Raw genomic sequence first — 22,388 nt, forward strand, 5'->3', positions numbered from 1 at the left:
TTCAAGAATTATTAAAGCAGGATGAAGTTAAATAACTTTAATGCTTGGTATTTCAAGGGTAGGGATGCTACAGAGGAAAAAACAACAATCAAATTTGGGGTGGCTTCCGGACCACGCAGTGATATGGTAACCAAAGCGCTCAAACCGTTACTTGAGGATAAAGGATACACGGTGGAGAATACGGAGCCCAGTGATTATATCCAACCGAACAACGCCTTGAACAATGGGGATATTGATGCAAATTTGTTCCAGCATAAATTGTAATATGAATCATTTGCAGAGGAACATGATATGGATTTATTCGAGCTAAAAATTGCCCAACTGCACCTCTGGGACTGTATTCCAACAAGTACGACTCGATTGATGAAGAAGTTGATCAACTTCGTGCAAGTATTTTAGTAAAAATGGATGATTTTCAATTTTAAAATGAAATATTTTTTCTATTTTCATACTTCTGTCAAGACAAGCGTACGACTAGTTCGGACACACATCGAAAACATTCTTTCCCCTCTAAGTCAAAACCGACAAGAGATTGTGTATAAAAACGTATGTTTACCTCTTCTCACTTTTCGATCAAGGATAACTTCACATATATAACTTTCCCCTATCAACAGTTCACTGAAGCAAACACATTTTTGTTTTCGGTGAATGGGTGCTTCGTCGTACTCCCATAGTAAATCAAAGAAGTTGATTATCTACATATTGTAGGTAACCAACTTCTTGTTTCTTTAAATGGTCTTTTCAGTACCCTCGGGTAGTGAAGGTGGAGATATAGATAATTTTTACGAAGTGTATAAACATTTCGCATCACTGATATTGATCTGGTTATCATACAATTTTCCTCTGATGAAATTGAGGAAAGGCTAGCCCTGCCAATCTATCATGTTACTAAATTTATCTACTAAAATTCATATACTGCTTCTTTTTCCTCCCGTATTTTCCAATATGTTTCAGTTAAAACTACCGTATCTTCAACCAAACGATTGATCCGAAATAGTACATCATCATTTGTTATTTCCTTCCGATAGAAATCCTTCTCTTCCATAAATACATATGTCTGTACCACTTGTGCTTTCATATAACCGAGGATTGGTTTTAATTGCTGTTCCGCAATTAAATAATGCTTTGATGACCCGGCTGTCACAAGCATACTGACTACTTTATCTTGAAATGCGTTTGCAGGGATTAAATCGAATATATTCTTCAATGTTGCTGGTATGGACGCCTGAAAAATAGGTGTACCAATAATAATAGCGTCGGCCTCCATAATTATTTGCGTTACATATTTTGTATCGCCTTCATATTTACTGTAGTGGCGCCCATCACTAAATTGGATATCATATTCGGCTAAATCGATTAATGTCGTTTGTGCATCCGGGTATTTTTCAGCCACCGCTTTAACGGTGTAATCCATGGCCGTTCTTGTTTTTGAACCGACCCTTGAACCGGATATTCCAATAATATTCACGCTCGCTCCCCTCCAATCTCCAATCATTTGCTGTATTACTTATAATTTAAAATCCTCGCCAATCAAGTCTAAATCCTTCATTAAATGACCAAATGGCATACCACACTGGGCTTTTCCCTGCAGACATAATTAAACCCATCGAGTGGTGATTACTTTTTTACGTGTATAAAAATTTAGACCGTCTTTTCCATTAGCATGTAAATCGCCATAGAAGGAATCTTTCCATCCGGAAAACGGGAAGAAAGCCATAGGGGCTGGTACACCAATATTCACACCCAGCATTCCGGCATCAATGGTTTCACGGAATTGCCGGACCTTGCCTCCATCATTGGTAAAAATACATGCGCCATTTGCAAAAGGAGATTTATTTGTTAATGTAATTGCTCCATCCAGATCTTTCACCCTGACAATTGATAAGATAGGGGCAAAAATCTCATCCTGCCAGATTTTCATTTTACTATTCACTTGATCAAAAATCGTCGGTCCGACAAAATAGCCTTCCCTTTTGGCGTTCTCATCTTTCCTACCATCGCGCACCAACTTAGCTCCCTCTTTTTCTCCAGTTTCAATGTAATTAAGGGTTCGTTCTTTATGACTCTCACGAATTACGGGACCGAGAAATACTCCTTCATCCAATCCGTTGCCGATTTTGATTTCATCGGCTTTTTGATGTAACAAAGATATGAATTCATCTGCGACCGTATCCTCGACAGCAACAACTGACGCAGCCATGCAACGTTCACCCGCCGAGCCAAATGCTGCATTTAGAATTTGTGTGGTTGCATTTTCCATATTAGCGTCTTTTAACACAATCGAGTGATTTTTTGCTCCGGCAAGTGCCTGCACACGCTTCAAGTTGGCAGTCCCTCGTTTATAAACATATTCGGCAACCGGCTGGGAACCAACAAAGGAGATTGCCGATATACCTTGATGATCCAATAAACCATTAACTACATCATGTGCCCCATGCACAATATTGAATACCCCTTTTGGCAATCCTGCTTCCTCCAACAACTCAGCCAATCGATTTGCCAATAAAGGTGTGCGCTCCGATGGTTTCAATATAAATGTATTACCAGTGACAATGGCCATGGGAAACATCCATGCCGGGACCATCATTGGAAAATTAAACGGCGTAATTCCACCAATGACGCCGATTGGGTAGCGATACACGCCAGATTCCAATCCCTCTGCAATTGAAGGAAGCTGTTCGCCCATCATTAGGGAAGGTGCGCCTGCAGCAAATTCCACATTTTCAATTCCACGCTGCACCTCCCCCTTTGCTTCATTAAAACTTTTTCCATTTTCAATTGTTACAATTTCCGCCAGTTCATCCCAGTGGTCCACAAGCAATTGTTGATACTTAAATAAAATACGCGCCCGTTTCGGTACTGGAACTTCCTTCCATTCATGAAAAGCTGTAGCAGCTTTCTCCACGGCTTGATCCACATCTCCCTGGGAGGAAATAGGTACATATGCAATCAATTCTCCAGTCGCCGGGTTAAAGACTTCCTCTGTCCTGTCCGATTCTGCTTCAATCCACTCTCCAGCTATGTAATTCTTCAATGTTTCGATTTTCGTTTTCGTCATCGTATAACCTCCAACTTTCTACATTTCTCCATCATTATACGCCAAATTAATAGATTAGTTATCAAAGTAACCTACCTATTCCTAAAATTCCAACCTTTAATGAAAAACCCTTATGGTGTTAAATCTAACTTGACTCCTTTTGCATTGCTTTCTCCTTCTACTTGCCGAAATACCATTTCCAAAGTGAGAAACCGATAATAATAAGACTAGTGATAAATCCATACAACCATACGGAAAGCATTGGATTAACAAACATCACAACTCACCCTTTCCCTAATTTGCCTGCGTTTGATTTTTTTCTATTTTTTCCCCTTCAGTAACTTGAGGGTTCTTCAGTATTCGTGCCAAAATCACAATCGTTGCAATACCAATAAAAGTAGCCAGTGCTCCTGCCGACATCGTACTTGGGACGATACCAGTAAAGTAGATAATCAGATAGGAAAGCAAACCGATAGTCATCGACAGTTCTGCAGCTCTTGCAGGAGCTTTCTTCTTGCTATAAATAGCATATAAAATAGGGCCCATCGTTCCCGCAGCTACGCCTGAAATCCCTATCCACATGACATCTCCCATATAAGCAGGCGGGTGCAGCACAATTAAAAATGCAGCTAAACCTACCAGTGGAACTGCCAAACGACTGATTTGCAGGGACATTTTCTGTGCTTTTTCATCACTTATATTGATAATTCCTCTTTTAACAAGGTATTTCAGAAAAATATCATTGGCAAATACGGTCGAAATGGACACGAATATTCCATCTGTTGTTGACATGGCCGCCGCAAGAATCACCACACCAAAGATTGCTACTATAATCGCAGGAAAAGCCCAAACTGCATATTCCATTAATGCCAGGTCAGCTTCCACCACATTATCACCAAGTGCCATTCTGCTATATAGCCCCCCAAATAGCACAAGTAGACAGAAAGCAGCAGTGATAACATAGGTCACAATCATTTTTCCTAAATCCTTTTCATTTTTCAGACCAAGCACTTTATTAAACAAATGCGGCGCGGAGGCAAAGGCCCATTGAATAATAATGGCACCGGAGATTGCACCAATGGAATAAAAATGAGCTGACTCAGGATTAAATACCTCCACTAAATTTCCATTTTGGGCGCTGAGGTCATCCACAATGCCGGTAAATGTCGCAGTTATACCTCCCTCCCAAAAAATGACAATCCCAGAAATAAATATAGCAAGACCAGCAATCGCCATCATGACCGCCTGGATGGCATCCGTATAGATATCAGCAAATGCTCCACCTGCAAACACATAAAGAACAACAATTGCTGTAATGAATATTAATCCGTTTGTATATGACATTCCTAGAAGATACTCAAAAATTCGTGCGCCCGCCACAAACTGGGCAGCTATATAAAAAATATTGAAAAGCAGAATCAGTCCTGTCCCCACTCTTAAAATATCACTATTATAAAAATCACCGAGCCAGTCCGGTAGGGAAAGTGATTTTTGTTCCGTATTCAGCTTTCTTACCTTTTTGGCTACCATCAACACCCCTATCGGTCCGCCCCCAATCATAGCCAAAAACAGCCAAAGATTGGATAACCCCCAGTCATGGGTCCAGCCCGGATAGCCGAGAAAAGTTGCGGCACTTAAATAGGTTGCAGCAAAGGATAGACCGAGCACATATGGCCCCAAGTTTCCCCCACCAGTAGCAAAGTCGCTGACACTCTTCGTTTTTCTGGCACTTACGAAACCAAGAACAAGCATAACAATAAGAAATATTGCAAAACCAATCCATGTATACAGCGTAATTGTACTCATTTCTGACCTCCTTTACGTATACTTTTTCGTTCATTCGTACAGGGGGGCAACTCGCCCCCCTTATTTCGACTGAATGGCAGCAAACTTTCTCGCTGGGTGATTATCAGACAAATGGGCACGCCCTTTCCCAAACATATTTTCCCTTAGCGTCTTTCCTTCATATTCCGTCCGGTAAATGCCACGTCTCTGCAGCTCAGGTACAACTAAATCCACAAACTCTCGAAATGTATCCGGTGAGTAGGTCTGTGCGATATTAAACCCATCAACATCACCTTCCACAGCCCATTCCTCGATTCGATCCGCAATTTGTTCGGGTGTACCGATAAACTTCACGGTGCCATTACCAAGCCCGTGATTTTTGACGGCCTCCCGCAGTGTCCATTTTTTATTAGGATCTTTCGTATACATATCCAGATTTCCCTGAACCGCTTCTGTTTCTATATCTTCAATATACTGATCTGGATCGTATTTGGAAAAATCAATTCCCGTGTGACCGGAAAGAAGAGAAGCTGTTCCTTCATAGCTGACATGGTTGGTCAAATCTCTATATTTCGCATACGCTTCTTCTTCCGTTGCCCCGATGATTGGCAGGATCATTGGAAAAATGAGTACATCCTCCGAGTTTCTGCCCTGTTCCTGTGTTCGCTTCCGGATGTCTGCAACATAGGCTTTTAATGCGTCCAGCGAATGATTTTTGGTAAAGACAGCCTCGGCATGTTTAGCCGCAAAGTCGCGTCCTTTTGGTGAAGCTCCTGCCTGAAATAAAACCGGAGTACGTTGGGGCGAAGGTTCGGCCAAATGCGGACCCGGTACATTAAAGAATTCGCCTTCATGATTAATCAATCGAACCTTATCAGGATGTGCAAATGTATCATTTTCTCGATCATGAACAACCGCATCATCATCCCAGCTGTGTTCCCAGAGTTTATAGACGACCTCGAGGAACTCATCGGCACGGTCATAACGGAGTTCCTTTGGAAGACGACCGGAAAGCCCGAGATTAACTGCTTCGCTTTCGAGATAAGATGTCACCACATTCCATGCAACCCTTCCCTCCGTTAAATGATCAAGTGTTGATAATTGTCTCGCAAGTGCGTATGGTTGCGCATATGTAGCGGAAATCGTTGGCGCAAAGCCAAGATTTTCAGTTACCGCGGCCATTGCGGAAATTGGGATCAGCGGATCATGGGCTGGAAGTTGGACAGCATGTTGAGCAGCTGCTTCATGACTATTCCCATATACACTGTACGTCCCTAGAACATCGGCGATAAACATTGCATCAAATTTCCCGCGTTCTAAAACTTTTGCTGTTTCCGTCCAATAAGACAGTCGGTTATGATTTGTCCCCTGATCTTTTTCATGTTTCCACAATCCCGTGGAGTGTGGGGAAGGTGAATTTTGAATAAATCCATTTAAGTGAATTTGTTTTGTCATTGTTAGAACTCCTTTTCCCTTGTTTTTAAGTGGTCTTTGCTTACGACTTAAGCCTCGTCGTAAGCATTTAATGCATTCACACTATGTGCAATTGCTGATCCTGCTTTTAAAGCTACCGCTACAAAAATAGCTTCAGAAATTTCCTCTAGAGTTGCTCCTGTTTTCTTAGCATTTTTCGTATGCAAGTCAATACAATAAGCGCACCCTGTTGTATGTGCTGACGCCACTGCAATTAACTCTTTTTCCTTTTCTGTCAGTTTACCTGCCTTGATGGCCTTTTGATCAAATCCCGCAAATGCCTTGAATGTATCACCATTGAGTTCACCAAATTCCTTAAGTCTGTTGAAATAGGATGCTTTATAAAGCTCATCATCACCTTGCCCGTCAAATGCATTCAGGGCGTTCACACAGTGTGCGGCTGCCGATCCTGCCTTTAATGCTATTGCCACAAAAATAGCTTCCGCCACTTCCTCTTTATCAGCATCATTTTTCTTTGCATTACCCACATGTAAATCAATACAGTACGGGCAGCCAGTTATGTGTGCCACCGCCACGGCAATTAATTCCTTCGATTTTACGGACAAATTCCCTTTTGCCAATGCCTTGTCATTAAATGCAAAAAAGGATTGAAATACTTCTGGAGCATATTCCTTTAATTCAGTAATCCGGTTAAAATACGATTTTTTGTACAAGCTATCAGTCTTTGTCAATGTAATCTCTCCTCATAAATTTTTAATTTTGGTTTGTAATGTGTAATGTGTGATAAATTAATAGACAGGTCATGAAGGTAATTTATTGCTTTTTTAACCACCTCCCTAAAATTAATTAAACTTACCTTATGAAATTACTTGGTTTTCAAACAATATTATACCCAGTAATTGATTCCTATCTATTCCAATTAGAATGAAAAAAACCTCTCCCGATGAGGAAGAGGTTAAATTTCTTTACACACTTACTCATCTTTCAAGCGGATGCTTGCTGGAATTAGCACCGTTTTACTGTATTTCAAGTAACGGTTGCTGCGGGATCACAGGACCAGTTCCTCCCCCGACTCTTGATAAGGAATTGCTTTATTTAATTTTTAAATTTTTAAGATTTCTTCACATCTTATCGGATACTAGTAAAACTGTCAAGTGAAGTTTTTGTTTTTTCAGCAGTTAAACCAAGAGTTTCTCTAAGAAAACAGTGAAATATATTAGAAGTATAGCGAAAACCCTGACTTTACACTAATTTATCTAACAAAAATGATATAACCACAATATAGTGTTGGCACTACAATCAGTATAACAGTGCGTTATATTTCCCATTCTACTCCGATGTATCATTGTCCTCCGGCGCTTGTTGAATTAAAGCTTCCGGAATCATTTCAAAGCCTTCAATCACCGTGTTTTCTTCCACTTCCATCATCAAGAAACGTTTTCCATTGAAATGAACTTGACGGACATGGCTTAAGTCTTGTGGACTTATGGAGATATTCGCTATTTTCGTCTCTATTTTGATAGATTTTGAAGTATATTTCGGTACAATGTTGTTTGCTTTAAACTCATAACGTTCATCATCAATCACCGTTTTAAAAGCGGACTCAACCTTTTCGGTGTTAACATCTTCTATTCCACTGCTTGTTAAAACCTGTTCCACATCTTTATAGTCTAATTTCGGTATATCTTCCTCTTCATGTTCTTCTGTGACCCGATGAATCTCTTCGTATACATTCGAAAGTGTGGATGTATTGATTTTTTGATCACCAGCTACGTTTTTCACAATTTCCTCAAAAACTAATTTATCCTGTGCAGCAGTCATAATTTCTTCCGCATTTAAAACTTCTTCTATAAAATGATAATTCAGTTCATTCTTCTTCCCTGACGAATAAAGAACATGGTTGACATCCGCAGCATTATCCGTGATAGAAGGAAATAGAAATCCTGATATGGGAGCTTTTAAATTGATAATTGGATCTACAACAATATTATATTTAAATTCCTTTTCGACATAATCAAAAAGTAATTCTTTTTTCGGATCCTGCGTTTTGTTCATACTGCATAAAATAAAGGGATGGGAATAAACCCTGTCCCGTTCACTTTCTTCCGCCTCGTCACTCATGTTCTTCATCGGTTTCATATATTCTCCCCGAATAAAGGTTACAACAATATCCATTTCGTATTGTTTATCCTTCAGCATTTTTTCTACGAGCTGAAGCATATGCCCCTTCCATTCTTCTGTATCATTACTTAAAAGACCTTGATGGAGAATGAGCTGACTGTTGTTTTCCACATCACGCTGAAACTTTAATTCAAATAACTTTTCATCCAATTGACCGGATAATACTTTTTTAAAATTGTCCATAAACAACTCTTTCTGATCAATCTCCAGCATTTCAAATGGCGAACTCTGGTGATGGTAAATATCACTGGATTCTTTCATGATGTACACATTAAAAATTTCATCTATTTTCAATAAATCATTATCCACTTTAAATTGTTTACGGATATTTGCTATATCTTTTTTGTCCAAAGTTGTTCCACTCCTAAATTGGTAATCAGTGCGTTGTATTTCCCTATATACATTCTATCATTTTATCATAGATACCAGTTGCATCATTCCACTCACTAACCCAATTTTTTTAAAACCATGTATCCCTTTCCCTTTTCGTGTATATTTATAGTAGTATATAAAAATGACACAGGAACAGCTTGATTATATGGAAATGGGGGCAAATGATGAGAAAAATTATTTTATCGACAGAGAGTGGCGCAGATATACCGGAAGATTTAGCTTTAGAACATGATGTTCAAGTCGTCCCAATGCACGTCATCATGGATGGTGAGGATTATTTGGATGGTTCCCTTCCCGTACAGGAAATCTATGACTATTATGACCGTACCAAAAATATACCATCTACAACATCTACAAATTCCCATGAATATCATAATTTTTTCACAAAGATAAATGCAGACTTTCCTGATTGCATCATTGTTCATAATGGCTATACGTCAAAGGCCTCTTCCTCCTTTCAAAATGCAGTGATTGCATCAGAAGAATTTGACAACCTTTTTCTCATTGACGCTTTGAATGTTACAGGTGGATTAACCGCTATTGTGATGTATGCTGTTACACTAATAGAGCAGGAACCCACGATGGAACCTAATCAATTAGTAGAAAAAATTAAAGCTATTATTCCTAAATCAAAACTCGCTTTCGTCCCCGGCAGCCTGGAATTTTTAAGAGCTGGTGGACGTGTAAGTAATGTGGCTTATCTCGGTGGGGCTTTGTTAAAATTAAAGCCTCGAATTGAATTAATCGACGGGAAACTTGTTTCTAATAAAAAATATCGCGGAAAAATGAGTAAGGTTTCAGAAAAACTTATGCGAGACTATTTAAATCAATACGACATTGATCGGAACCAACTCTATTTAATCTACTCTATCGGTCTTGATGAAGGGATTAAGCAGCGAATGGATGAAATCGCAATAGAACATGGTTTCATTAATATAAAATGGATGCAGGCAGGTGCTATGATTTCAACTCATTCTGGACCTGGTGGTTTCGGGATTGCAGGATTAGAAGTTTAAGCTATAAAAGCGTAGCAAAAATAGGTCTCAGCCGGTCACATAAACAAAAACTAGATAAGATTATGAATGATAATAAATCATTTTATTCATATGAGGAAATGACTTTATCTTTGCAACTAATGAAGGATATCCAAAAGCATATATCTATTCGTATACAGCTGGATTCAAAAATGTAGAAGTTCTTCAAGAAGATACAGCTTTTGAGGATATTAAATTAATCAAAACAAAAGACGAGCATGGTAGAGGAAAAATACTGGAAGTTGCTGCTCATGTATGGGTGGAGTTGTCTTCAAACACCCAGATGAGAAAACGTATATGTAGCCGGGAATACTGTGTGGTATGAGGGGGGTCAAGAAGAAATTGAAACACACAAACCAATTTTAAATGCTGGAGATAATCAATTCCTAGAAGGCGATTCTCTCATAATGGGAAAAGATGAATTCTATGAAGTATATAAGGCTGCTCCTCACGCAAAATGGCACGTATTTCTTCTTCAGGAAGTGCTTTATGTTCTTCATTCATTTTTGATCAAGTACCTTTCCAAATTTTTTCTCATATAAATCACGAACCCATATCTTGACCGGTGCTTTCCATTGCTGGGAAGGGGGAGGAATATTTTTAATGAGACTCTTTGGTTTCATGCCAAGCTCTTTTGCCATTTGAATATCCGCCTGATTTAGACGGCAGCGCTTTTTGGCCTCTGCCCATGTTCCTTTCTTTTGCTTACTCACACCATCCATCCTTTCTTTCACAGGGAAATTAGTCTATTAACATAATTATAACATAGGGGAAAATCTCATTAGTGAGGGGTTGCTTTTTTCATAATTGACAATCTATGTATTTACTATACCTTGTTGGTATGTAAGCCGTTTCAATGCTTTATAAAAGGAATTATATGATATAATAGCGCCGCCCGCAAGCACCGCTGATACAAATAACAACAATGGCCATCATGATTATATTTCCGGTTAGAAACCTGCCGACACCTAATAACCACTATGCCGGTAATGGCAAAACAGGAAGGAGCGTGTAAAATGCGGATTATCATCATGGCAGACACTCACATGCCGTACAAGGCGAAAGAGTTGCCAACCCGGCTTATTCAAGAATTAAAGACAGCTGACATGATCATACATGCAGGAGATTGGAATTCTATGGATGTATACAACGCGCTTGCAAAGTATGGACCTGTTAAAGGCGTTTATGGAAATGTCGATGGTGCGGGTATTACTAAAAATTTCTCTTCAAAAGAACTGGTAACGATAAATGGATTTCGTATCGGTATCGTTCACGGCCACGGAGAAAAAAAGACAACCGAAACCAGAGCATTTGAAGCTTTTGCTGATGAAAAAGTAGACGTGATTATTTTTGGCCATTCCCATATCCCACTGCTCCGTTATTTCAAAAAAGTACTGTTACTAAACCCCGGTTCACCGACAGACAAACGCACACAGCCCTATTACTCATTCGCCATTCTTGAGATTGACGAAGAAATACATGCAGAATTCGTCTTTTTTCAGTGAACAATGAGCCTAGTCTGGTCCTAGTCCACTGACTCCGGAAACCCACAGCGGAGGAAAGTGAACAATAGATTGCAAGAGGAATCGTGTATAGAGCATATTCAGTCGATCTCACTTATGAATGAGGCGTTTTGGTCCAGTCTTCCAGGTCCCTGTGTCTATGTTTCAATCGTCATTTGTGGTACTTTACATTCTTTCATACTACTTTCGGGGGATCATGAGGATGATAAGACAATTGAGATGCAGGAAGTAATCCTTGAATGCGAGGTACGCCATAATGCCTCTTTCTCTCTAGTCATAAAATCTGCGCGATTCATGTTTGCTACTGTTTCTGCTTCTATTTAGTTTAGATTTTATCCTTTGATAGTTACAAAAGAATAATGGCAGTGGTATAAGTGAAACATGCAATAGTAGTTTTTCTCAAGGAGGGCGGCGCACTTCTGCCGGTTGTAGGTGTCATACGATACGCTAAAACGAAGGGGTGGTGCCTATTGTCTGTTTTTGAGACAATGGTTATTATGATCACTTTCGCAACTCTTGTTGTGATGATCATCGACCATAAAAAATAGACCTCCCTGATATTTTCAGTCATGGTGAGGTCTATTCCTTACTTGCGCTGGCCCGAAGGGGAAGCGGTTCATTGCTGACCGAAGATACCACAATATCTTCGGTCTTTATTATTTTATGTCTGCTTTGTGTTTCTATGTATATTATAACACAAAATAGAGATTTGCAAACCAAAAATTTATGAGTAATATTTTGAATATGAGCATGTCTGTATGAGTCATTTATTCTATATATTACAATCATATTAACTGGATGACAGTTTTCTTTGGAGGAACAGGTGTCATTATTGACTGTTATATCATGGTTTATGGGCGATGATTTACATCATGCCGCCCGTACTTGACTTTATTTTTTGGTTTTTCCTTAGCCTACTTTTATTGTTTTTATAGAATATATTAGCCTGTCAAAACAGGAACGTATATCCGTTCCGTTTCGTATTTTTATTTCTTTTAGTTACTTTTATGTGACATTTTAAAATGTCACATAAGTTCCTGTTTCACTCAACTGGTACAAATTAAATAAAACATTGATATCTTGCAAATATAAATCACACCAAAAATAGTCAATGTTGACCTATCAAACTCCACGAACATGCACTTTACGATAACAAACACATAAATAGCATATATACACAAATGTATAATCTGTTGAAATTTCCTGGACAGTGTTGACAAATCGTGGACAAAATAAAGCCTCTACAAGCGTATTTACCGATTAGAGGTTTTATTTTTTTATTTTCTAATATATAACATTTAAATCAAGTTGTCAAAATTTTTACAACGCACGCCATGTTTTTTGCTTTTTTGCTTGTTGTTTAAGTGCACGCGTTAAAAGTTTGAGGGTATAGGGAACTCTTTGTGTCGATTTTTAGTATGTTTGATTTGTCACTGTCGGCACATTATTAATCAGTTATACAATATGTATATTAGTACAAAAGGGCAAGGTATCCCCGGCCCTTTTTTTATTTCGATTCAATAACTACCTTGCATTCATCTAAATGAGTGTGATTAATTATTCACTCTTACCTTGAACAAGTTTCATCATTGTACTTGCAATTGCTTGCCTTTCTTCTTGGGATGCAGTCCACAACTCTTTTAGGACAGCTTGTTCGCTGTTCTCTGGTTCTACACTATTTGCCAGATAATCTCCAACCTCGTAAGCTATTCCGTTAAGGGGTTGTTCGCTCATACCATCCGATTCTGCTTGTTGCAGAAGCCCGGACAAGAAGCCCTTCCAGGAATTAAAATCATTTAATACAGACATTCAATATTCAATATCCTCTCTCTATAATGTAATTTTTACAAAATTAGTATTTGAAGCTTTTCCTATTTAATATTCATAAAATAATGGTATCAGTTCCAACTTATCTATATCCTTAATAAGAAGAACACTTTTATTGTCTAGTAGAAAACTTTATCCCCCATAAATAGTTAATAACCACCCAGGTATCACTTTCATACAATAAGATATGGAGGGATATCAATGGGTGTGGCAGGAGACTTTTTTTTGGAGATGTTAATGCTATATTGTATTGGAGCAATAGGTTTTATAGTAAGAAAAACGGGGATTTTGAATGAGCATACAAACGATGTGTTAACACAACTGATTCTCTATGTCACATTACCCGCACTTATTTTATTTTCATTAGATATTTCATTTTCTCATACTATAATAAAGGAGTTTCTCTGGCTTTTTTCCATGTCTGTTTATGTACTCCTATTATCCACCTTTTTGGCTATTTGGATGAGAAGGCGGTCTCAACTTCCACAGAAACAGGAAAGCGTTTATGAAAGCCTGATCATCTTTGGAAACCAAGGGTTTATCGGTTATGCTGTATGCTTTATCCTCTTTAGCGAACAAGGAATTGTTTATTTAACCATGTTTAATCTATTTTATTTACTACTTATATGGTCGTATGGTATACATCTATTCACTAAAAGCAGTAATGCAATAAGTTGGAAAGGCATCTTTTTGAATCCAGGAATCCTGTCTACCACTATTGGATTAATTATTTTATTTTCTCCTATTAGTTTTCCAGAAACCATATCAAAGGCATTGGAAACCGTTGGCGAAATGACCATTCCACTTTCCATGATATTAATCGGAAGCCTGATGGCGAACACAAAATATAAGGACATTCCTTTATTGTTGAAAAATCTCCATTTATGGAAAGCTGCAATGGCCAAGCTTCTTCTAATTCCATCATTACTACTTCCATTTGCATTGTTACCTGTCCCCTTTCCATTACTAGTAATTGCAATTCTAGTTTCCGGAATGCCCTCTGCATCAACAACTTCATTATATTCACAAAAGTTTAATGCAGATACCAATTTTGCAACTTCAGGTGTATTATTAACTACTGTATTATGTATTTTCAGCATTCCATTCATTTATATGATTTTGCATCTATTTTGAACAAGACTGAAATTGGGTTATTCTTTTTCTCCTAAAAATTCTACGGGATATAAAAACAGTTATCGTCCATACTATAAATGGGACATTTACTTCCCTAAGATAACAACGAAGAACCTGTTGTGAAATCAGATGCAAATTAAAAGTAGTTAACCACGTAATACGAGGAGTGTTTAGATGGATAATTTCCAACAAGCGAACAACGCACAAGAAAAACAAGCAGCAAAAAATACGATTCAACACGCATATACAAATTGTTCAGCCGAAGAGCAGCAGCAACTACAGCAGTTAGAACAACAGTTAAAGGCTAAAAATTATCTAAGTTAGTCATAAGCTTATTGTATTCCTTCAGTATAAATCCAATGAGTAGACAAGCAACCCCCTGTCTTGAATGAGACGGGGATTAATATTTAATAAGAGATTTTATTAACACTATTTATGTGAGTTGGTATCCCGATTTGATTTGTAGCCATCTATGCCCTAATAGCAATTTCATACAATCAATATTTTTTCAAAGTTTTGTTCATCATTTGATAAAGGATATATATACCCAAGTAAGAGCCGGTAATTAAGAATAAAGGATTTAGGAAAATGGCATGGATATTTGTCATGAATACGGTTTTATCTTTAGTGATTTGATAAATAGAGAGAGAAGCAATATTGCCAAAGACAAATGTTGATATAAGAGCAGTTAGATTAAAAATAAAATGTAGCCTATCCCATTTTTTTCGCAGGAAGATCATTGTAAGTGGAAGTAATAAGCTCACTAAAACAAGTAAAGTGTTCACGAAATTCCTCCTTTGTTTCTTGGTTTATTAGTATTACCATTTTAATTAATTTCAGTATAGTAAAATTTTGGCTTTTTTTTTGATGGGGCTTATTTTTCTTCACCTGATGAAATTGTGTAACGTATCCTATTTATTTTAGGCAGTGGTGAATAAATCGTAATTAAGTAGGTAACCGTTGTCTCAATTATGACCATATTTTTAGCAACTCAAGTGTATCCTTTTCCTTCATTCAGTTAATACTACAATCAAAGGAGTGGATAATATTGCTAAAGCTGCAGACAGATATAGAAGGAAAACAAGTATACTTTGGTGACGTAGAAAAATTATTTAAGTCCAATGGGTTTACCTTTTGCAGTAATTTTGAATACCATAAAGGGAAATTTGATATGGTATTATGCCGGGAAGGCGGAGAAACAATTTACATAAGAATCCCTTTTGATGTCTTAGATGGTGAATTGGATCACCCCAATGCATTTGTTCAATTTGGGCAGCCGTATACCATTAAACATGTTGTAAATACAGGACTGGATTGGGATGAAAATTCACTGTTGACGACAACAGGATTTAATCAATTTCAGGAACCTGTTGATAAAGATGGCAAAATATTGGATAAAAGTAGGTGGGAAGAAGCTGGTGAACAGCAGGTCCGTCGTGTCGTTAGTGTGATGAAAGACTTTGACATTTCCTAATATTTCTTTTATGAATTAATTTGTATGACCATATGTTAGATTCATTAGGAAAGAAATCGACCTTTCATCATCAGTTAGGTCGATTTTCTTTTACTTGCCGTTAGTGGATAAGCTGGTTTAATTGATAAATATGAGCTTTATCTTCATCCAAATTATTTTTAATGACCTGAAGACTTTCCGGATCCAAATCCCCTTTGACGATTTCCTCTGCCTGGTTCACACCCACTTCTTGTCCCTTCAGGACGCCTTTAATAATTCCTTCATTATTATCTGGGTATTTTTTCATGTTCATCATTACTTCTGACATAGATAACTTCACCCCATTATCTTCAACAGCTTTAGCACCAAGATTTTGAATGCGTTCGGCTGTTTTTGCAGCATGCAGTTTATGTTCCTGCTGAATACGTTGTAGTTTGCTCTTCAGGTTTGGGTCCTGGGTGTGTTTAATGTAATGTTCATAAGCATGGATACCCATGTACTCCCCCTTTAAATAGGCATTTAACTCCTTCACGACATCCTTTTCATTCATTGATGTAACCTCCTTTTAATCATTAGGGAACATTGGACTAAAGATTATGTCTTATTTTGAGTTGGCAGCCGATAAATATACACCTGGAATCTGATAATCTAGGATATGGATTAACTCTCAGGGAGCAGAATAATAATATATGCTTGGAGGATTTAGAGGGGCTATGGGGTGAAAAAGCCAAGCAATTAAGCTCGGCCTATCCTCACAATTCTAATATTTTTGGTTCAATACCTGTTTTATTCATCAAGCTTATTTGAATTGGTTTAATTTCCAATATAATAAAATTAGGATCATTCGGACCGTCAAACCAATTCTCCATATATGAATTCCACATTTCCTTTTTCAGTTCCGGCGAATCCGAAATCTGGACTTTTCCTTCATACTCTACATATTCATCACCGAATCCTTCTCCTTCGTATCCTAGGAGAATATGTGTGTAAGGATTTTCTTCAATCTCTTCCGCTTTGTGAGTATCTTTGCTTGTTGCTGTATAAAGGTTTAAGCTATGATGAGAAAAAATCATGTACCTTGAGTGTGGTTTATTTTGTTTAACAGTTGCCATCGTGCCAACAGAACTATTATCTAAAATATTTTCAATAGTTGCTTTTACTTCTGATTGACTCATATAGATCCACTCCTTTATCAATGGTATTTACATTATTCCATTGTTGGTAAAAAATTAAACGAAAACCTTACTGTTATTTTCCTTACATAACTTACCAAGCCTATGGGAGAATCATTCTTATCGAGGAAAGGTTTGCCCGGTTTATACTGATGAAACTTTAGATCTAACGGATAATATGGAGCATCCAGAACACAATGAAGATTATCTGCAGGAATGTATAGAGAATCTTCGGCAAAAAGAAATAAACCTCTAGTTTTATAAAAAAGGGCTAGAATATAAAAAAGGAAACACACATTTAAATGGGTTTCGGGTTAAAATGTGTCTCCTTTTTTAAAGCATTAGTAAAAGGTTTTACTCTTTTTTATCACGGTTTCTTATATTTGAAAAGTCCTCTTCTTCACTAAACTCTGTTCCATAATTTAAATTTCTTGATGGGATGGATTTACCTCTATCAGTACTTTCTTCATTCATTGGGTCAAATAATAAGGTTAAACAATATAAACCACTCAGACCAACAAGAGCATATACCACTCTGGAAAGTCCAGCATCTTGACCACCAAAGATGGAAGCAACTAAATCAAATTGAAAAAATCCGATTAGTCCCCAATTAACTGCACCAATGATAACTAAAGCAAGCGCAATTCGTTTTAAAGCATTCATATTTTTCACCTCCAAACGTACTTTTGGTAAGTGTTATCTTTTGCTGCAAAGATTCAAATCATGCACAGATAATGAAAATAATTTAGTTAATTAGCGGAATAATAGAAGTAAATCTCAAGGGAAACAGGTGAAATAATGGAAGTTAATCAAACATTTAAACCGGGTGAGGTTGTATATATAATCATTCGCAATCCTCATGCTCAAGATGTGGCAAATGTGCAACAAGCAGCTGTAGTAGAGAATCCAGATAAACCTAATGAACTTGCGCTTTTTTTACATGAAACTTATTTTCCATTAACAGATGAATTTGCTGTTTTTAAGACGGAAACGGAAGCAGAACAAGTATTTTACGATGCATTTGGTTCGTCAGAGGAAGGTAGCTTTTATGGTTAAAGCCTTTGTACCCCAACTGATCTATGTCGAACCCCGTGCATTATAACCGCTTAGTTGGTTTATTGGAAGCTCCAGCCATTTGATAATACTTCTGGCAATGTTTTCACCTTCGCGATCACAATCGGTTGCGACAATAATTTCATCTGTTTCCTTCAATAATTGCTTCACAATGTCAAACTGCTTCTGCTTATCCTTACCCACTTGAAACTGAAATGTTTCCGGGAATATTGGTAAGTTGTCTAAATGCCACTGCTTCCAGGATTCACTATAAGCTTCCGGTGGAACGAGCTCCACCAAATGACCAAAACCCCACGTTATATATTTTTTTCCTTGAAAGAATCGATTATCGTACACCTCCATGTATCCATCTTTTCTACTGACATGTTTAAACGCTTCTGCATAGTTCTTAGCCTGACTTGGTTTTTTGGCTAATACCGGAGCTGTCAACTTAATTCTCTCCTTTTCCCTGCAATTTGCTTTGGATGTTGCGTTGGATTAATCTTTACAATGAACTTTTCTAGTTCATACCGGTTTAATAACGTGACGCCGCATGCTTTGGCTAATGTTTTAGCTTGCTTCGTAAAAAAGGAGTTCGTAATTACCCACGCTTCATCTGCCTGATAAAAAAACATGGCTGCCAGTACTTCACGTAGGGCATCCATGCTGACATTATGCTTATAACCATAGCGCTTTGCCTGTATCACAATTTTATTTCTACCTTTAAGCACCACATCTGCCCCGTAGTCACCTGATTTTTGTGTCACAACTGGCCGGTATCCCAGTTCCTTAAACAATACTTTCAGATACGCTTCAAACTGATAACCCTGCATACGGTCAATGTCTCTTATACCTGACTTTTTCATCCGATTAAATCGTTTTTTCTTCTTGATATATTTAATTATCGTTGGTAAAACAAACAGAACAATCAACATAGCACTGCACAAGAATAATAGATTCTCCACTCACGTCACCACCTTTTGGTTATTCATAGCCATCCATTATACGGTCAAATTCCTGCATGTTTCGATCTTTTTGATAATCATGAAACGTGCGGCGCATGGTTTTACTTAACTTCATCATGGAAGCATTAAACGCATAAACAGACTGATGTCGATCAGTAAATGACTGCTGTTGATTGAATGATTTCCACCCATTTAATCGTTTTGGCTGGAACGATAAATCGTTTTGCGCTCTTGCATAGTCACGCATCTCAGACAGTACCGCATTCCCCATGCGCTTTTTTAGATCATCCAGTTTCGTTTGTTTATACCTTTCATAATCACTCCCTTCACCGTACATCTCTTTCATGACATTTACTTCATCATCCAATTGTTGGTGCAACTGATACATGTCATCACCATGAAATTGCTGCAAATAAATATTTGTTATTTCGTCTATATAAGGTCTTGCATCATTAATCGATTGATAACCATATTGCCATTATCTTTTATCCGATGGAAGATGTTTCATGGCCTCCTGAAATAATGCTTTTGTTTGGCGATAAGTAGACAAGGAAACACCATTTTCTTTTTTATGATGAACTGTACCACGAACAAGGTCATCGATTTTATTGCGTTCATGCGTTCTATCCAATATCACGTTGGCGACTCTGGATTTCATTTTATCTAGTGTTTTGGGTTTACGCTTGGCGCGGTATTCTTCCTGCCACGTTTGCGTCTCCTTATCAAATACGTCCATCTTTTCACGTGTTGGATACAGCTCCGTTGAAGCAATATGGACATGAATGTTGTCGGTGTTATAATGTAAAGATGCTGCCCATACAGCCGAGTTTCCCATGCTTTCTGACTTCAATACGGTAGCCATCGTTTCACGGACAACCTTCCGCATGTTCGCTTCATCAACGGTATGTGTTGCCGAATTATAAAGACTTTGTTTTGCCAGCCATTCATTATCAAAACTAATGACATCCTGCCACATGGGTGATTCATTTTGTTGCGCTAACTGAAATCGTTGCTTCAAAATTTTCTTGTCATCCTGATTCAACTGATCATTATTTTCAGTGAAAAGTTCACCTTGTTTCGCTTCATCATCCATATAATCCATGAAGTCGTGAAACACGAAAAAATCATCCGTTTCTTTGGATGATTGGTTCACATGAATATGACGTTTCGCATCTTCACGGTCGATATAATTGATATAATCGTTAAAGATATTGGACCCAGGTATAACAAACTTGCTTCGTAACACAACCGCAGGACTACTCATGCATTAAACCTCACTTCCCTGTTGTTTTTGTGCCTTTCGATTTTCATAATCAAGTTTCTTTTGACCATATTTATGGATACGTTTTTGAATTAAGTCTTCTGCTTGCTGCATCCCATTCGTCTTATATTTTTCAGTGGTAATCAAATCTTTGAATTCATTGATCAAGTAATAATGGTTCATAAACTCCAACAGAATTTTTGTATCACGATCAACCACATTGCCAGTAACCTGAATACGATGTAATTTGTCTTGCATGGTCGCAAGCTTTTCATCCATTAAATCCGAAATCATGTTTTTGAAAACAACATATTTTTCATCACGTTCTGCATCATAGTGATCAATGGCTTCCGTGATGGCATCCGCTTGTGACACATGCTTTTCAGCTGCAATGGTCTGTATCTTTTCAATAGTGTCGGGTGACAACCGAACATGTAAACGTTGTTTCGTTGCATTCAATTTAATTCATCTCCTTCATGTTTACGTTGAACATGTTTTCCAAATAGTCATCTGTTTCCCCAGGGTCAATGTCCAATACAGTAGCTAACAACAAATACATTTTCATGGATTGTTTTTCTAATTGGTCAAGCCGATTGTACGTAATCTCTAATGCATCACCAACTCGACTTAATGTTGAATCCAATTCTTTTTCAGCTCGTTTAATGCCGTTAAACTGTGCTAAATCTTCAATGTGTCTTTTTAACAATTCATTCCGTGACACGTTTTGTTTTCGTGCTTCGTCATTTAAAACTTTGACGGCGCCGGAATCGACATCACGCACTTTGATTTCCATTATTACATCATTCCTTTCCGTTAATTTTGCTGCTTGTTCACACATCAATATGACGTAAATCCCTTCCCTCTCTGTCAGCTTCCTTCAATGCATACAGTGCAGTATTCTCATGAGAGCGCAAATAGTGTTGAACAGGATAAGGGGAAAATGTCCCCACACAAGGTGGGGAACTAGGCAGAGCCTAGTTTTCCGGTAAGACCATTTTTTTGAGCAAAGGCGTACACTTGGCGCCCTTGCTGGCGTACATTTGGCGTACACCTTCATCACTTAATTATCATTCTTTTCGTCGGGTTTTTCCTTATCATTGGATGACTTTTTGGAGCTATTAGTGTTCTTATCTTGTTTGTTTTTGTTTGCAGCTTGTTGATCATTTTTCTTATTATCGGCATCCATTTTGTCATTTTCTTGTTGCTTATTGTCACCCTTATTTTGCGTTAAAGCATTCAGTTTTTCTTCATGATTTTGATATTTATCCCGGAGTTCTGTTACTTTCTTTTTCAGTTTTTGGATTTCATTTTTCGCATCATCGATGGCTTTATCCTTTTGTTCGATCTCCCGTTTTGTGTCAGCTTTCTCTTCCTTCGTTTCAAATGCCATGTCTTGATTCAGTAATTCTTTTTCCTGTTTAAGTGTCTCAATCAAATCTTCCTGAAACGGTATATCTTCTTTAATAATGGTGGTGATTTCTTGTTTCGTACGTTCCATATCCGCGATAATATTTTCTTTCTTGTATCCTTCATCCGTCTTCGTTACCAATGCTTGGTTGATGTCGATTTTTCGATAATCCCCAACGATAATCACTTCTTCCGGCTCAGGTAAGTCGGATTCTTTAATGTCCTGATCGGTCACCGTTGTTTCACTATCTTTGTTTTGCAACTGCTTTTTGTATTCTTGTTTGAGTATGTTTTGATCACGATGTTCATTCACGAATAGCCCGATAACTTGAAAGGACTCAGGGACATCTTCAATCTGAACGACCATATTATTGTCTGACTGATACACCAAATCTGCATTGTATTTTTGACTCTCATTTTGTTCTTTCGCATAAAACGAAAATGTAGGTTCGACAGCATCTGTTCCGGTATGATTACGTTCCAATGTCACTTCCATTAATTTATTTGTCGGGTTATACTCCCAATCACGAAGCGTTAATGTGGTTTGACTGAGCCCGCCAATTGATTCATTAAAAGACGTCTGAGCTATCGCACTGTCATCGTACATCCATGTTTTGGACGTAAAAAAAACACCGAACGCTAGGCCGACGACAAGCAATAGACTGATATAGGTTTTGTTTTCACGTCCACGATTCAATTTAGTTTTCACGTTATCATCACGCCCTTTCT

General features: G+C 37.9%; 24 protein-coding genes, 2 pseudogenes and 1 riboswitch. Of the genes and pseudogenes, 8 read left to right on the forward strand and 18 right to left on the reverse strand.

Annotated elements, in window-relative coordinates; genetic code table 11:
• Positions 1–21: 21 nt before the first annotated feature.
• Positions 22–264 carry a MetQ/NlpA family ABC transporter substrate-binding protein gene (locus ACZ427_RS14230; protein WP_461176645.1) on the forward strand — a complete coding sequence of 81 codons (243 nt, stop codon included), beginning with the start codon at positions 22–24 and terminating at the stop codon, positions 262–264.
• A gap of 637 nt (positions 265–901) precedes the next feature.
• Here ACZ427_RS14230 and ACZ427_RS14235 read toward each other — a convergent pair.
• The 6 genes from ACZ427_RS14235 to ACZ427_RS14260 all read right to left on the reverse strand — a co-directional run bounded on the left by ACZ427_RS14235 (position 902) and on the right by ACZ427_RS14260 (position 8,788).
• Positions 902–1,468 carry an NADPH-dependent FMN reductase gene (locus ACZ427_RS14235; protein WP_461176646.1) on the reverse strand — a complete coding sequence of 189 codons (567 nt, stop codon included), beginning with the start codon at positions 1,466–1,468 and terminating at the stop codon, positions 902–904.
• Between the two features lie 129 nt (positions 1,469–1,597).
• Positions 1,598–3,058, reverse strand: coding sequence for a CoA-acylating methylmalonate-semialdehyde dehydrogenase (locus tag ACZ427_RS14240; protein ID WP_461176647.1), 1,461 nt, complete (start codon positions 3,056–3,058; stop codon positions 1,598–1,600).
• 273 nt (positions 3,059–3,331) lie between these two features.
• On the reverse strand, positions 3,332–4,843 hold the full coding sequence (locus ACZ427_RS14245; RefSeq protein ID WP_461176648.1) for a sodium:solute symporter family protein: 1,512 nt from the start codon (positions 4,841–4,843) through the stop codon (positions 3,332–3,334).
• Between the two features lie 60 nt (positions 4,844–4,903).
• Positions 4,904–6,277, reverse strand: a complete 1,374-nt coding sequence (locus tag ACZ427_RS14250; RefSeq protein ID WP_461176649.1) for an LLM class flavin-dependent oxidoreductase — start codon at positions 6,275–6,277, stop codon at positions 4,904–4,906.
• A gap of 47 nt (positions 6,278–6,324) precedes the next feature.
• Positions 6,325–6,993, reverse strand: coding sequence for a carboxymuconolactone decarboxylase family protein (locus ACZ427_RS14255; RefSeq protein WP_461176677.1), 669 nt, complete (start codon positions 6,991–6,993; stop codon positions 6,325–6,327).
• 237 nt (positions 6,994–7,230) lie between these two features.
• Positions 7,231–7,341, reverse strand: a riboswitch (SAM riboswitch).
• A gap of 244 nt (positions 7,342–7,585) precedes the next feature.
• Complete coding sequence (locus ACZ427_RS14260; RefSeq protein ID WP_461176650.1) at positions 7,586–8,788, reverse strand: DUF4317 domain-containing protein; 1,203 nt, start codon at positions 8,786–8,788, stop codon at positions 7,586–7,588.
• A 206-nt stretch (positions 8,789–8,994) separates the two neighbouring features.
• Here ACZ427_RS14260 and ACZ427_RS14265 point away from each other — a divergent pair, with 206 nt between their 5' ends.
• Together ACZ427_RS14265 and ACZ427_RS14270 are read left to right on the forward strand one after the other, a co-directional pair.
• Positions 8,995–9,846, forward strand: coding sequence for a DegV family protein (locus ACZ427_RS14265; protein ID WP_461176651.1), 852 nt, complete (start codon positions 8,995–8,997; stop codon positions 9,844–9,846).
• Between the two features lie 157 nt (positions 9,847–10,003).
• Positions 10,004–10,322, forward strand: a pseudogene (locus tag ACZ427_RS14270) (MBL fold metallo-hydrolase); the annotation flags it as partial.
• 42 nt (positions 10,323–10,364) lie between these two features.
• On the opposite strand, the gene ACZ427_RS14275 reads toward ACZ427_RS14270, so the two are convergent.
• Complete coding sequence (locus ACZ427_RS14275; protein ID WP_461176652.1) at positions 10,365–10,577, reverse strand: hypothetical protein; 213 nt, start codon at positions 10,575–10,577, stop codon at positions 10,365–10,367.
• A gap of 303 nt (positions 10,578–10,880) precedes the next feature.
• On the opposite strand from ACZ427_RS14275, the gene ACZ427_RS14280 reads away from it, so the two are divergent.
• Entirely contained in the window at positions 10,881–11,369 is a 489-nt protein-coding gene (locus ACZ427_RS14280) for a metallophosphoesterase family protein (RefSeq protein ID WP_461176653.1), read from the forward strand.
• 1,575 nt (positions 11,370–12,944) lie between these two features.
• Here ACZ427_RS14280 and ACZ427_RS14285 read toward each other — a convergent pair.
• Complete coding sequence (locus ACZ427_RS14285) at positions 12,945–13,196, reverse strand: DUF3243 domain-containing protein (protein WP_461176654.1); 252 nt, start codon at positions 13,194–13,196, stop codon at positions 12,945–12,947.
• Positions 13,197–13,451: 255 nt separating this feature from the next.
• On the opposite strand from ACZ427_RS14285, the gene ACZ427_RS14290 reads away from it, so the two are divergent.
• Both ACZ427_RS14290 and ACZ427_RS14295 read left to right on the forward strand, forming a co-directional pair.
• Positions 13,452–14,348, forward strand: a complete 897-nt coding sequence (locus ACZ427_RS14290; protein ID WP_461176678.1) for an AEC family transporter — start codon at positions 13,452–13,454, stop codon at positions 14,346–14,348.
• 174 nt (positions 14,349–14,522) lie between these two features.
• Positions 14,523–14,672, forward strand: coding sequence for a DUF3813 family protein (locus tag ACZ427_RS14295; RefSeq protein ID WP_461176655.1), 150 nt, complete (start codon positions 14,523–14,525; stop codon positions 14,670–14,672).
• A 173-nt stretch (positions 14,673–14,845) separates the two neighbouring features.
• Here the strand turns inward: ACZ427_RS14295 and ACZ427_RS14300 are convergent, their stop codons facing one another.
• Positions 14,846–15,133: a transposase gene (locus tag ACZ427_RS14300; RefSeq protein WP_461176656.1), complete on the reverse strand. Its 288-nt coding sequence runs from the start codon at positions 15,131–15,133 to the stop codon at positions 14,846–14,848.
• 263 nt (positions 15,134–15,396) lie between these two features.
• Between ACZ427_RS14300 and ACZ427_RS14305 the strand changes: the two genes are divergently transcribed.
• The gene (locus tag ACZ427_RS14305) at positions 15,397–15,822 is read left to right on the forward strand and encodes a YugN family protein (RefSeq protein ID WP_461176657.1); all 426 of its coding nucleotides are present in this window, start codon (positions 15,397–15,399) and stop codon (positions 15,820–15,822) included.
• 100 nt (positions 15,823–15,922) lie between these two features.
• Here the strand turns inward: ACZ427_RS14305 and ACZ427_RS14310 are convergent, their stop codons facing one another.
• The 3 genes from ACZ427_RS14310 to ACZ427_RS14320 form a co-directional block, all read right to left on the reverse strand.
• Entirely contained in the window at positions 15,923–16,351 is a 429-nt protein-coding gene (locus ACZ427_RS14310) for a DUF2383 domain-containing protein (protein ID WP_461176658.1), read from the reverse strand.
• 202 nt (positions 16,352–16,553) lie between these two features.
• Entirely contained in the window at positions 16,554–16,976 is a 423-nt protein-coding gene (locus ACZ427_RS14315) for a pyridoxamine 5'-phosphate oxidase family protein (protein ID WP_461176659.1), read from the reverse strand.
• 351 nt (positions 16,977–17,327) lie between these two features.
• Positions 17,328–17,636, reverse strand: a complete 309-nt coding sequence (locus tag ACZ427_RS14320; protein ID WP_461176660.1) for a DUF378 domain-containing protein — start codon at positions 17,634–17,636, stop codon at positions 17,328–17,330.
• 135 nt (positions 17,637–17,771) lie between these two features.
• On the opposite strand from ACZ427_RS14320, the gene ACZ427_RS14325 reads away from it, so the two are divergent.
• Complete coding sequence (locus ACZ427_RS14325; protein WP_461176661.1) at positions 17,772–18,029, forward strand: transcriptional regulator SplA domain-containing protein; 258 nt, start codon at positions 17,772–17,774, stop codon at positions 18,027–18,029.
• Between the two features lie 21 nt (positions 18,030–18,050).
• On the opposite strand, the gene ACZ427_RS14330 is transcribed toward ACZ427_RS14325, so the two are convergent.
• The 6 genes and pseudogenes from ACZ427_RS14330 to ACZ427_RS14355 form a co-directional block, all read right to left on the reverse strand.
• On the reverse strand, positions 18,051–18,476 hold the full coding sequence (locus tag ACZ427_RS14330; RefSeq protein ID WP_461176662.1) for a toprim domain-containing protein: 426 nt from the start codon (positions 18,474–18,476) through the stop codon (positions 18,051–18,053).
• Positions 18,473–18,991, reverse strand: a complete 519-nt coding sequence (locus ACZ427_RS14335; protein WP_461176663.1) for a restriction endonuclease — start codon at positions 18,989–18,991, stop codon at positions 18,473–18,475. Before ACZ427_RS14335 ends, ACZ427_RS14330 begins: the two co-directional genes overlap by 4 nt.
• 19 nt (positions 18,992–19,010) lie before the next feature.
• Positions 19,011–20,255: pseudogene (gene mobP2, locus ACZ427_RS14340) on the reverse strand (MobP2 family relaxase).
• A gap of 3 nt (positions 20,256–20,258) precedes the next feature.
• Positions 20,259–20,711: a hypothetical protein gene (locus ACZ427_RS14345; RefSeq protein ID WP_461176664.1), complete on the reverse strand. Its 453-nt coding sequence runs from the start codon at positions 20,709–20,711 to the stop codon at positions 20,259–20,261.
• A gap of 1 nt (position 20,712) precedes the next feature.
• Entirely contained in the window at positions 20,713–21,090 is a 378-nt protein-coding gene (locus ACZ427_RS14350; protein WP_461176679.1) for a hypothetical protein, read from the reverse strand.
• A 222-nt stretch (positions 21,091–21,312) separates the two neighbouring features.
• Entirely contained in the window at positions 21,313–22,368 is a 1,056-nt protein-coding gene (locus tag ACZ427_RS14355) for a hypothetical protein (RefSeq protein ID WP_461176665.1), read from the reverse strand.
• Positions 22,369–22,388: the final 20 nt, after the last annotated feature.

The organism is Virgibacillus ainsalahensis (genome assembly GCF_055380755.1).